Raw genomic sequence first — 11,750 nt, 5'->3', positions numbered from 1 at the left:
GCCCGGTCCCATCCCGAACCCGGAAGCTAAGCCCTCCAGCGCCGATGGTACTGCACTCGCCAGGGTGTGGGAGAGTAGGTCGCCGCCGACATCAAACATCGAAGAGCGTCCCCACCGGGCAGGTGGGGGCGCTCTTTTTCGTATCTTCTCCGACGGCTGGAATCGCGCTCGCGATCACGGCCAGCGACGCGACGAGAACTGGAATTTCTTCAGTGACAGATCGGGATGACAAGCGCGACGATCGCCGCGAGGACGGTCCGCGCCGGCGCTCCGCCGAGCGCCGGGACCGCGACGACCGCCGGGACGACCGGCGGGGCGGTGGCCGGGTAGGGACCGGCTGGGGCGGCTCGGACGACCGGCGTGGTCCGCGCGACGACCGCTCCGACGCCCGCCGTGGCTCGGCCGGCGATCGAGGACGCGGCGGCTTCCGCAGCCGTGAGACGGGCCGGGACGACCGCGCCGGCTATCGCGGACGTGAGGACCGCCCGGCCCGCGGCGGCCGCAGCGAGGGCAGCGAGAAGGTCTTCGTCGACCGCTGGGGCAACGACGACCGGCGCGGTGGCCGCCCGCAGCGCGACGACCGGCGCGGCGGCTACGGACGCGACGACCGCCAGGGTGGGCGGGGCGACCGGCCGCGGGCGAACTACGGCGACGACCGCCGTGGCGGGAGCTCCGACCGCAGGGACCGGTTCGACCGCGACGACCGCTCGGGCGGCTACCGGCGCGACGACCGTCCCCGGGGCGGGGACCGCGGCGACCGGCCGCGCACCGACCGCGACGACCGCCGCGGTGGCTACTCCGGCGGCGGCTACGGTTCGAGGGACCGCGACGACCGGCGGGGCTCCTTCACCAGGGACGACCGCGGCGTGCGCGGCGGCGGCCGGGACTTCGGCGACTCCCGCGGTCAGCGCACCGACCGGGACGACCGGCGTGGCTCGTCCGACCGGGACGACCGGCGCGGTGGCCAGGACCGTGGTCCTCGTGGCGGCGGCCGCTTCGACCGCGAATCCCGTGACGACCGCGGGCCCCGTGGCGACCGCGACGAGCGTCGCGGGTTCCGCTCGGGCCCGCGCGAGGAGCGCCGTGGCGGCTTCGACCGGGAGGACCGCTCCGGCGGCTTCCGTCGCGACGACCGTCCTGGGGGCTTCGACCGGGACGACCGGCCTGGCTCGTCCGCCCGCGGCGACCGCTCCGGCGGGTTCCGCCGTGACGACCGTCCGCGGAACGGCGACCGGGACGATCGCCGAGGTGGGTTCGACCGATCCGGTGGCTTCCGGCGCGACGACCGTCCCCGGGGCGGCGACCGCGACGACCGCCGTGGTGGGTTCGAGCGGGACGACCGGTCCGGTGGCTTCCGGCGCGACGACCGTCCCCGGGGCGGCGACCGCGACGACCGCCGTGGTGGCTACTCCCGTGGAGCCGGCGAACGTGGTGGCCGGTTCGACCGCGAGGGCGGCACACGCGGGTTCGACCGCGACACCCGCGGGGGCGACCGCGACACCCGCGGGGGCGACCGCGACACCCGCGGGGGCGACCGCCCGGAACGGGGCGGCCGCCGTGACGAGCACCGTGACGACCGTCGTGACGACCGTCGTGACGAGCGCCCTGCCGCCTTCCGCCGGGAGGAGCGCGAGTCGCGTCCGGACCGGGGCGATGCCATCGGCGGGCCGAACCGCGGGGAACGGGGCACGGACGTCCGCGACCGAGGCTTCGAGCGGCGGGAGCGTCCGGCCGGGGGCGACCGCGGCTTCCGCGGGGACCGGGTCGGGCCGGTTCGGGGCCGTCGCGACGGCGGCGCCCGGGACAGCGACCGTCCGGGCCGCGGCCCGCGCGACCGCGGCGATCGGGGTGGCGACCGGGGTGGCGACCGGGGTGGCGACCGCGAGCGGCGCGAGCGCCGCCCTGAGGGCGTGCCGACCACGTTCATGGCCGAGCCCGAGCTGCCGGAGGGCCTGCGGCCCAACGAGCTCGACGCGGACGTCCGGCGCGACCTGCGGGGCCTGCAGAAGGAGACCGCGGAGAAGGTCGCCCTGCACCTGGTGGCCGCGGGCATGCTCGTCGACGACGATCCCGAGGAGGCGCTCGAGCACGCGCGGTACGCGCGGAAGCGGGCGTCGCGGATCGCCGTGGTTCGCGAGGCCGCAGGCATCGCGGCCTACCACGCCGGCGAGTGGAACGAGGCGCTCGGCGAGCTGCGGGCCGCCCGGCGCATGGGCGGCGGGCCCGGGCACATCCCGGTGATGGCCGACATCGAGCGCGCGCTCGGCCGGCCCGAGCGCGCCCTGGAGCTGGCGCGTGGCCCGGAGGCCAAGGAGCTCGGCCATGCCGAGCGGGTCGAGCTCGCGATCGTCGCCGCCGGTGCCCGGCGGGACCTCGGGGAGATCGACGCCGCGGTCGTCGGGCTGCAGGGTGCCGACCTGGACCCGCGCAAGCGGGACCCGTGGAGCGCGCGCCTCTTCTACGCCTACGCGGACAACCTGCTGGCCGCCGGGCGCGACTCCGACGCGGTGCAGTGGTTCGTCCACGCCTCCGACGCCGACGCCGCGGGCGAGACCGACGCCCGTCGCCGGCTCGCCGTGCTGACCGGCGAGGAGATCGAGGACACCGACGACGGCTTCTCGATCGGCGAGGTCCACGAGGAGGACGACCCCACCGCCTCCCGTGCCACCGCCGCCCGTCCCGCCGCGGACGACGAGCTCGACGCGGACGAGGACGACGAGATCGAGGATGAGAGCGACCTCGACGAGACCGACGAGACCGACGAGCTCGACGACGCGACCGACGGCGGCCTCGACGAGGACGACACCGCCCCCGATCTCGTCGACGAGGAGGACGACCTCGACGAGGACGACGAGATCGAGGACGACGAGCTCGGGGACGAGACCGACCTCGACGAGACCGACCTCGACGAGGCCGACGAGTCCGACGAGGTCGAGGACGACCTCGACGAGGAGGCCGACCCCGACGACGCCCTCGACGAGACCGAGGACGACGCCCTCGACGAGGCCGACGACGAGGACGACGACCTCGACGAGGACGTGGCCGGGGACGCGGACGGCGAGGCCCGCACCCCCCGCCCCACCATCGCCGTCGCGCAGGAGTCCGCCGAGCCCGACGAGGACGGCGACCCCGAACCCCCGGTCGACACCTGGCCCGCGGAGGGTCCGGAGGGTAAGCCGTCCTCATGAGCGACGACCTCCTCTCCCGGTTCGACGTCCTGCTGGTGGACCTCGACGGCACCCTGTACGCGGGTCCGTCGGCGGTCCCCGGGGCCGTCGAGGCGATCGCGACCGCGCAGGACCGCGGCGTGCGGACCTCGTACGTCACGAACAACGCCTCGAGGCGGCCGTCGGACGTCGCGGCGCACCTCGCCGAGCTGGGCTTCCCGGCGACGACCGAGGACGTGCGCACCAGCTCCCAGGCCGGGGCCGCGATGCTCGCCGCGCAGCTGCCGGAGGGCGCGCGGGTGCTGGTCGTGGGGACGAGCGCACTGGCGGAGGAGGTCACCCGCCGGGGCCTGCGGGTCGTGGACTCGGCCGACGGTGCCGACGCCGTGGTCCAGGGTCACTCGCCCGACACCGGCTGGCGGAACCTGGCCGAGGCCACGCTCGCGATCCGGCAGGGCGCGCTGTGGGTCGCGACGAACGTCGACCCCACGCTCCCGACCGATCGCGGCCCGATGCCCGGCAACGGGTCGATGGTGGGCGTCGTGCGGATCGCGAGCGGGGCGGAGCCGCAGGTCGCGGGCAAGCCGGCGCCGACGCTGATCCAGGAGGCGCTGCGGGCCTCGGGTCGCGAGCGCGGCCTGGTGGTCGGCGACCGGCTCGACACCGACATCGAGGGCGGCAACGCGGCGGGGCTGCCGACGCTCGTCGTCCTGACCGGGGTGTCGACGCCGCGGGAGGTGCTGGAGGCGCCCGGGTCGCAACGCCCGACCTACCTCGGCGCGAACCTCGGCGCGCTGTTCCAGCCGGCGGAGGACCTGGCCCCGGGCAGCCGCGACGGCTGGGCCGTGGGCGACGACCTCGCGCTGTCCGGCGAGGGCGACGACCTCGACGCGCTGCGGGCGCTCTGCGCCGTCCACTGGGCGGCCGGCGGGGGAGCGGCGCGGGTGCGGGCCGAGGGCGACGCGGCCCGGGCGGCCGTCGACCGGCTCGGCCTGGCGTGACCGGGACCGGGCGCGCCCGTCGCCGGCCCGGTGCCCGCCTCGGCTACCGTGGCGATCACGCCGACGTCGTGAGTCGGATCCCGACCGGAGAGCACGTCCGATGACCGTCCCCGTCCCGGGCGACCCCCGCCCGATGTCCGCGCGGCCGCTCGAGGCCGTGCGCGCCGACGTCGAGGCCGCTCTCGGCGCCCTCGACGCCCTGGCCGAGCAGCCCGCGGAGGAGCACGTCGCGGTGTTCGAGCGGGTCCACGCCGCGCTCGGCGCCGCGCTCGCGGCCGGCTCGCCCGAGCGGGCCTGAGCGGCGAGGACAGGCGAGGACCGCCGTGCCCACCCGTTCCCGGCTCGACGCCGAGCTCGTCCGGCGCAAGCTCGCGCGCTCGCGCCAGCACGCGGCCGAGCTGATCAGCGCGGGCCGCGTCACCGTCAACGGCCTGCCCGCCGGCAAGCCCGCGACCCAGGTCGACCGGGCGACCCCCGTCGTCGTCGAGGAGTGGGCGGACGAGCCGGACTGGGCCTCCCGCGGTGCGCACAAGCTGCTCGGGGCGCTCGACGCGTTCCCCGACGTCGTGGTGGAGGGTCGGCGCTGTCTCGACGCCGGGGCGTCGACCGGGGGGTTCACCGACGTGCTGCTGCAGCGGGGCGCGCGCGAGGTCGTGGCCGTCGACGTCGGGTACGGCCAACTGATCTGGCGGCTGCAGTCGGACCCGCGGGTGCACGTGCACGACCGCACCAACGTCCGGGCGCTCGAGCCGGACGGGATCGGCGGGGTCGTCGACCTCACCGTCGCGGACCTGTCGTTCATCTCGCTGCGCACCGTCCTCCCCGCGCTCGTCGCGTGCACGGGGCCGGATGGCACCCTGGTACCGATGGTCAAACCGCAGTTCGAGGTGGGCAGGGAGCGACTGGGTGCGGGCGGGGTCGTCCGCGACCCCGAGCTGCGCCTCGCCGCGTTGTCCGAGGTCGCCGACGCCGCGCGGGCCCTGGGCCTCGCGGTGCGCGGCGCGGTCGCGAGCCCGTTGCCCGGCCCGTCGGGCAACGTCGAGTACTTCCTGCGCCTCGCCCGGGGCGAGGGGGAGGACGTGGGCGACACGCCGCTCGCGCGGGCCGTCGAGGAGGGCCCCCGATGAGGGAGGTGCTGGTCGTCCTGCACGCGGGGCGCGCGACGAACAGGCGCGTCGCCGCCCGCGTCGCGCACCGCCTGGCGAAGGACGGCATCCGGCTGCGGGTGTTGGCGGACGAGTGGTCCGAGGTCGACAACGGCACCGACATGCCTCCGGAGCTGCGCCCGCTCGTCGTCGACGGGACGCCGGCCTGCGCGGCCGAGACCGAGGCGGTCCTGGTCCTGGGCGGCGACGGCACGCTGCTGCGCGCGGCGGATCTCGCCCGGCCCGCGAAGGTGCCGCTGCTCGGGGTCAACCTCGGCCGCATCGGCTTCCTCGCCGAGGCCGAGCAGGAGTCCCTGGGCGAGGCGCTCGACGCGATCGTGGCCGGGCGCTACGAGGTCGAGGAGCGCATGACGATCGACGCGGTGGTGCGCCACCGCGGGCAGATCCTCGACCAGACGTGGGCACTCAACGAGGGCGTGGTCGAGAAGAGCACGCGCGAGCGGATCCTCGAGGTCGTGCTGGAGATCGACGGCCGCCCGGTCTCCAGCTTCGGCTGCGACGGCGTGATCTGCTCGACCCCGACCGGCTCCACCGCGTACGCCTTCTCCGCGGGCGGGCCGCTGATCTGGCCGCAGGTCGAGGCGATGCTGGTGGTGCCCAGCAACGCGCACGCGCTGTTCGCGCGGCCGCTGGTCGTGTCGCCGTCGAGCCACGTCGCCGTGGAGATCGACGCCACCGGGCCGCCCGCCGTCCTCGACTGCGACGGGCGCCGGGTCATCGACCTGCCGCCGGGCGCGCGTGTCGAGCTGTGCCGGGGCATCGAACCCGTGCGGATGATCCGGCTGCAGGCGCAGCCGTTCGCCGACCGGCTGGTGCGCAAATTCGATCTTCCGGTCCGCGGCTGGCGGGGCGCACCGGACACCCCCGACGAGCACTGAGCCGCCCGCGACCCTCCGGACACGCCCGGCACGCCCCGCCGCGGTCTGCGCGCGGATCTGTCGGGGGTGGCCCGTATCGTGCGGCCCATGCTGGCCGAGATGCGCATCCAGGGCCTCGGCGTGATCGACGACGCCACGCTCGAGCTGGACCCGGGCCTCACCGTGCTGACCGGTGAGACCGGTGCGGGCAAGACCATGGTGGTGACCGGGCTGTCCCTGCTGGGCGGCGGCCGGGCCGAGGCGTCGCGGGTCGCCGAGTCCGCGTCGCGGGCCGTCGTCGAGGGCCGCTTCGAGCGCAGCGGGGCCGCCGCGCTGGAGCTGGCCGAGGAGGTCGGCGCGGAGGCGGACGAGGACGGCACGCTGATCGCGGTGCGCACCGTGTCGGCGGACGGGCGGTCCCGCGCCCACCTCGGTGGCCGGTCGGTGCCGGTGGGCGTGCTGGGCCGGCTCGCCGAGGCCACCCTCGCCGTCCACGGGCAGAACGACCAGCTCCGCCTGCTGCGCCCCGCCGACCAGCGCGCGCTGCTGGACCGGTACTCGGGCGATGCGGTGGCCAAGCCGCTCGCTGCGTACCGCGAGATCCGGGCGGAGTGGCAGGCCGTGTCCGCCGAGCTCGTCGAGCGCCGGGACAACGCGCGCCGGCTGGCCCAGGAGGCGGACATGCTCCGGCACGGGCTGACCGAGATCGAGGCGGTCGCGCCCGAGCCGGGGGAGGACCGCGAGCTCGTCGAGGAGGCGAAGCGGCTCGCCGCCGCGGACGACCTGCGGGAGGCCGCCGGGCTGGCCCGGGCGATGCTCTCCGGCTCGGACGACGGGGAGACCCCCGGCGCCGTCGGGCTCGTCGGCGAGGCGCGCAACCGGCTGCACTCCGGCGGGGACCCGGAGCTGGTCGCGCTGGACCCACGGCTGGGGGAGTCCCTCGCCGTGCTGACGGACGTCGCGGGCGAGCTGTCGTCGTACCTCGACCGGCTCGACGCGGACCCCGAGCGGCTCGCCCAGGTGCTGTCCCGGCAGGCCGAGCTCAAGGCGCTGACCCGCAAGTACGCCGCGGACATCGACGGTGTGCTGGAGTGGGCCGCGCAGGCGCAGGAGCGCCTCGCCGGGCTCGACACCTCCGACGAGGCGCTCGCCGCGCTGGCCGCCCGGCGGGACGCGCTCGCCGCCGACCTGGCCGGGCACGCGGCGGTCCTGAGCGCCGCGCGGGCCGAGGCCGCCGGCCGTCTGGCCGCGGACACCACCGCCGAGCTGGGCGGGCTCGCGATGAAGGACGCGGAGCTGCACGTCTCCGTCGCGCCGCGGGCGGCCACGGGCCCCGACGCCGCCGACGCGCTGCTGGTCGAGGGCCGTTGGGTGGTCGCCGGATCGGACGGGGTGGACGAGGTGGAGCTGCGGCTCGTCCCGCACCCCGGCTCGGCGCCGCAGCCGCTGCACAAGGGCGCCTCGGGCGGCGAGCTGTCCCGGGTGATGCTGGCCCTCGAGGTCGCGCTCGCGGGCGCCGACCCGGTGCCCACCATGGTGTTCGACGAGGTCGACGCGGGCGTGGGCGGTCGCGCCGCGGTCGAGATCGGCCGCCGGCTGGCCCGGCTCGCCGCGCGGCACCAGGTCATCGTGGTCACGCACCTGCCGCAGGTCGCCGCCTACGCCGACCGGCACCTCGTGGTGCAGAAGAAGCGCGGCGAGGGCGTCACCCGCAGCAGCGTGCGCACGCTGCCCGAGGCCGACCGGATCGTCGAGCTGGCGCGGATGCTCGCGGGGCTCGACGACACCGACACCGGCCGTGCCCACGCCGAGGAGCTGCTGGCCGCGGCCCGCACGCACCGCGAGGAGGACCGGGCCGAGCCCCGCAGGCGCCGCCGGAAGGGCTGAGCACCGACCGAGGGGGCGTCAGCGCTTCCCGACCCAGCCCGTCACGGCGTCGAGGACCGCGAGGTCGATCGTCGTCTCGATCGCGGCGTACTCGGCGGGCGATCCGGTGGGAGCGGGCTGCATGAGGTGGTTGAGCCCGTCGAAGGTCCGGACCGTCGCGTCGGGCGAGCCGGCCAGCGCCTCGCGCATCGGGCCCTCGCTCTGCGCCGGCGGGACCTGCAGGTCCTTCGACCCGAAGAACGCGAACACCGGGATCCGCAGCGCGGCGAGGGCCGGTCGCGGGTCGTAGCTGAGGAACGGGACGAGGCTCGGAACCTGCGCGGCCGCCGCGTCGGCCTGCTCCGCCGGCAGCCCCTGCGCCGCCGCCTGCTCCCGGGCCGTCCGTTCCGCCCCCGCCACGTCGCCGGCCTGCACCTGCGTGACCAACTGCCGGACCCGGCCGACCTGAGCCTCGACCTGGTCGGCCGGGACCCCGGCCGCGGTCAGGATCAGGCGGTTCTGCTCCACCAGCACGTCGCCGCCCGGCACCGAGGGACCGGCCATGAGCACCGCGAACGCGATGTCGCCGGGCGCGGAGCGCTGCACCGCCAGGGGGGCGAGGTAGCCGCCCTCGCTGTGCCCGAACAGGCCGATCCGGGCGGGGTCGACGTCCGGCCGGGTGCGGAGGTGGGCGACTCCGGCGCGGGCGTCGTCGGCGAGGTCGGCGTAGGGGGTGCCCGCGAGCGTGCCGCCGGACCCGCCGACGCCGCGGTCGTCCGTGCGCAGCACCACGACGCCGGCGCGGGTCAGCGCGTCGGCGAGCACGAGGAAGGGCTTGTGCCCGGCGAGCGTCTCGTCGCGGTCCTGCGCCCCACTACCGGTGATCATCACGACGGCGGGGAACGGCCCGGGACCCTCGGGTGTGGTGACCGTGCCGGCAAGGGTGACGTCGCCGCTGGGAAAGGCCACGTCCTCGCTGCGGTAGGGGTACGGCGGAACCGGGTTCTGGGGCCTCGCCGGCGGCGGCAGGGTGCCCCTGGTCAGCGAGAACGGGAAGGTCCGGCCGGACTGCGTGAAGTCGCCGCGGAGCGCGTCGCCGTCGACGGTGCCGCGGAAGGCCGGGTCGCCGGGGATGCCCGGGACGGCGAAGGACACCGCGTCGCCGTCGACCCGGACCGCGGAGAGCGCCGTGCCGGTGAGGCCCTGCGAGGGGATGTCGATGGTGCCCGAGGCCCCGTCCGGCCCCTCTGTCACGGCGAGGTGCACGCCGATCGCCAGTGGGGAGCCCGGGACCTCGACCGCGCCCTGCCAGTCCCCGGCGGCGGAGGCACCGGCCGGGCCCGCGCAGCCCGTCGCGACCACTCCCAGCACGGTGAGGACGGACAGGAACAGGACGAACGCCCCCCGACGGACCATGAACACGATCATGCCCGAGGGTGGCGCCGGGTGGGTCGAGTCTCCGCCGCCTTCCCGCCGCCGCGATCGTCGGGCCGGATGACGGGGCGGTCACGGTGCGGCGCGCCTTCACCGATCCGCGCCGGGGCGGTGCCAGGGTGCGCGGCATGAAGCTGACCGGCCTGCTGCACCGCTCGCGACCCGAGCTGCCCGGGCTCGCCGGGACCGCGCGCGTCGACAAGCGCACGGACGCCTTGCTCAAGCGGCTCAAGCCGGGCGAGATCGCGGTGCTCGACCAGATCGACATGGACCGCGCGACGGCCGACGCGCTGATCGCGGCGGACGTCGCCGCCGTCGTCAACGCCGCGCCGTCGATCTCCGGCCGCTTCCCGAACCTGGGGCCGGAGGCCCTGCTGGCGGCCGGGGTCCCGTTGATCGACGCGACCGGCCCCGAGGTGCTGCACGACGTGCGCGACGGCGCGCGGATCCGGGTGCACGAGGGCGTGGTCTACGCGGGCGAGCTGGAGCTGGCCCGCGGCACCGAGCAGACGGCCGAGTCGGTCGCCGACGCCCTTGTCGAGGCCAAGGCCGGGCTCACCCACCAGCTCGAGGCGTTCGCCGCCAACACCACCGAGTTCATGCGGCAGGAGCGCTCGCTGCTGCTCGACGGGTACGGCGTGCCGGAGGTCGACGTCGCGCTGCGGGGCCGGCAGGTCCTCGTGGTCGCGGCGGGCTTCGACCACGCCAAGGACCTCGCGCGGCTCGGCAACTACATCCGCGAGTACCAGCCGGTGCTGCTCGGCGTCGGGGCGGGCGCCGACGCGCTGCGGGCCGCCGGGCACAAGCCGGACCTCATCGTCGGGGACCCGTCCGACATCTCGGACGAGACGCTGACCAGCGGTGCCGACGTCGTCGTCCCGGCTTTCGCCGACGGCCACGCCCCCGGCCTGCACCGGGTCCAGGACCTCGGCGCGAGTGCGGTGACCTTCCCGTCGTCGGCGAACCCCGAGGACCTCGCGCTGCTGCTCGCGCACCACCACGGCGCGGCGATGATCGTGACCGTCGGGCTGTCGGCGACCATGGTCGAGTTCCTCGACCGGGGCCGCTCCGGCTCCAACGCCTCGACCTTCCTCACCCGCCTGCAGGTCGGCGGCCGGCTGGTCGACGGGCGGGTGATCGCCCAGCTCTACCGCAGCCGGATCTCCACCGGTGCGCTGCTGCTGCTCATCGGGGCGGCGCTCGTCGCGGTCCTGGCCGCGCTGCTCATGTCGCAGGCCGGGGACGCGGTCCTGACCTGGATCACCACGACGGCGGCCGCCGTGTTCGAGACGATCAAGGGGTGGTTCGGCCGGTGATCTCGCTGCGCTACCACGCGGTGTCCATCGCGGCGGTGTTCCTCGCGCTCGCGGTCGGCGTGGTGCTCGGCGCGAGCGGTCTGTCCGACCGGCTGCTCGCCGCGGTCTCGACCGACCGGGACGCCCTCTCCACCCAGGTCGACACGCTCACCGCCCAGCGCGACGCCCTGCTCGACGAGCAGGCCGCGGCGGACCAGTTCGCGGGCCGGGTCGGCCCGGCCGCGGTGCGCGGGCTGCTGGCCGGCAAGAGCGTGGCGCTGGTGCAGGCGGGCGGCGAGCAGGCCGACGCCGAGTCCGTGATCCGGCTCGTCGGGCAGGCGGGCGGCACGGTGACCGGCTCGATCACGCTCACCGACGCCGTCGGCGACCCGGCCCGGTCGGACCAGCTCAACGCGCTCGCCGCCGAGCTCCTGCCGGCCGGCGCCCAGCTGCCGGCCGCCTCCGACACGGGCAGCCTCGCGGGCGGCCTGCTCGGCAGCGTGATGAGCACGAAGAGCGCGCCGAACGCCGACCAGGCGGGCGCGGTGTGGACCGGGCTCACCGACGCCGGGTTCGTGCAGCCCGGCACGGCACCCGGCCCCGCGGACCTCATCGTCGTCCTGACCGGCGGCGCCGCGCAGGGGACGGACGCCGGCGACTCGGCGGCCGTGCTCGCCCGGCTCGCGGCGCAACTGGACCGCTCCGGCGCCGGCGCGGTGCTGGCCGGCCGCGAGGGGTCGGCGTCGGCGACCGGGCCCGTCGGCGTCGCCCGGGCGTCGGGCGGGTCGACGGCGGGCCTGTCGACCGTCGACGACGTGCAGACCGGCACCGGGCGCGTCGCCACCGTGCTGGCGCTCAAGGAGCAGCTCGACGGCGGGGCGGGCAGCTACGGCTCCGACCGCACCGCGTCCGGGGGCGCGGCCCCCGGCGCCTGACCACGGGCTCCACGAGCGGGGCTCTCCTT

10 protein-coding genes and 1 rRNA gene are annotated in these 11,750 nt (G+C 76.6%); 9 read left to right on the top strand and 2 right to left on the bottom strand.

Translation table 11 applies throughout. From position 1 onward, the window contains the following. Positions 1–91: ribosomal RNA gene (gene rrf / locus PKE99_RS25425) — 5S ribosomal RNA — on the top strand; the annotation flags it as partial. 118 nt (positions 92–209) lie between these two features. Here rrf and PKE99_RS25420 read toward each other — a convergent pair. Next, complete coding sequence (locus tag PKE99_RS25420) at positions 210–1,568, bottom strand: hypothetical protein (RefSeq protein ID WP_156066861.1); 1,359 nt, start codon at positions 1,566–1,568, stop codon at positions 210–212. 342 nt (positions 1,569–1,910) lie between these two features. On the opposite strand from PKE99_RS25420, the gene PKE99_RS25415 reads away from it, so the two are divergent. The 6 genes from PKE99_RS25415 (at position 1,911) to recN (ending at position 8,078) form a co-directional block, all read left to right on the top strand. Next, on the top strand, positions 1,911–3,188 hold the full coding sequence (locus PKE99_RS25415) for a tetratricopeptide repeat protein (protein WP_197040371.1): 1,278 nt from the start codon (positions 1,911–1,913) through the stop codon (positions 3,186–3,188). Beyond that, the gene (locus tag PKE99_RS25410; RefSeq protein ID WP_037038495.1) at positions 3,185–4,168 is read left to right on the top strand and encodes an HAD-IIA family hydrolase; all 984 of its coding nucleotides are present in this window, start codon (positions 3,185–3,187) and stop codon (positions 4,166–4,168) included. Before PKE99_RS25415 ends, PKE99_RS25410 begins: the two co-directional genes overlap by 4 nt. 100 nt (positions 4,169–4,268) lie before the next feature. Beyond that, positions 4,269–4,466 (top strand): hypothetical protein, encoded by a 198-nt coding sequence (locus PKE99_RS25405; RefSeq protein ID WP_037038496.1) that lies wholly within the window; start codon positions 4,269–4,271, stop codon positions 4,464–4,466. 25 nt (positions 4,467–4,491) lie between these two features. After that, positions 4,492–5,295 carry a TlyA family RNA methyltransferase gene (locus tag PKE99_RS25400; RefSeq protein ID WP_037038497.1) on the top strand — a complete coding sequence of 268 codons (804 nt, stop codon included), beginning with the start codon at positions 4,492–4,494 and terminating at the stop codon, positions 5,293–5,295. Beyond that, positions 5,292–6,212, top strand: coding sequence for an NAD kinase (locus PKE99_RS25395; protein WP_037038499.1), 921 nt, complete (start codon positions 5,292–5,294; stop codon positions 6,210–6,212). The genes PKE99_RS25400 and PKE99_RS25395 overlap by 4 nt, the downstream gene beginning before the upstream one ends. A gap of 87 nt (positions 6,213–6,299) precedes the next feature. Continuing rightward, positions 6,300–8,078: a DNA repair protein RecN gene (recN, locus tag PKE99_RS25390; RefSeq protein WP_037038501.1), complete on the top strand. Its 1,779-nt coding sequence runs from the start codon at positions 6,300–6,302 to the stop codon at positions 8,076–8,078. A gap of 18 nt (positions 8,079–8,096) precedes the next feature. Here recN and PKE99_RS25385 read toward each other — a convergent pair whose 3' ends face one another. Beyond that, positions 8,097–9,473, bottom strand: coding sequence for an alpha/beta hydrolase family protein (locus PKE99_RS25385; RefSeq protein WP_037039078.1), 1,377 nt, complete (start codon positions 9,471–9,473; stop codon positions 8,097–8,099). Between the two features lie 146 nt (positions 9,474–9,619). On the opposite strand from PKE99_RS25385, the gene steA reads away from it, so the two are divergent. Next, positions 9,620–10,807 (top strand): putative cytokinetic ring protein SteA, encoded by a 1,188-nt coding sequence (gene steA, locus PKE99_RS25380; RefSeq protein WP_037039080.1) that lies wholly within the window; start codon positions 9,620–9,622, stop codon positions 10,805–10,807. Further along, entirely contained in the window at positions 10,804–11,721 is a 918-nt protein-coding gene (locus PKE99_RS25375) for a copper transporter (RefSeq protein WP_037039083.1), read from the top strand. The genes steA and PKE99_RS25375 overlap by 4 nt, the downstream gene beginning before the upstream one ends. The last annotated feature ends 29 nt before the right edge of the window (positions 11,722–11,750 follow it).

Source organism: Pseudonocardia halophobica, assembly GCF_027922425.1.
GTDB classification, from domain to species: domain Bacteria; phylum Actinomycetota; class Actinomycetes; order Mycobacteriales; family Pseudonocardiaceae; genus Pseudonocardia; species Pseudonocardia halophobica.
This window is presented reverse-complemented; position numbering and strand designations above follow the sequence as displayed.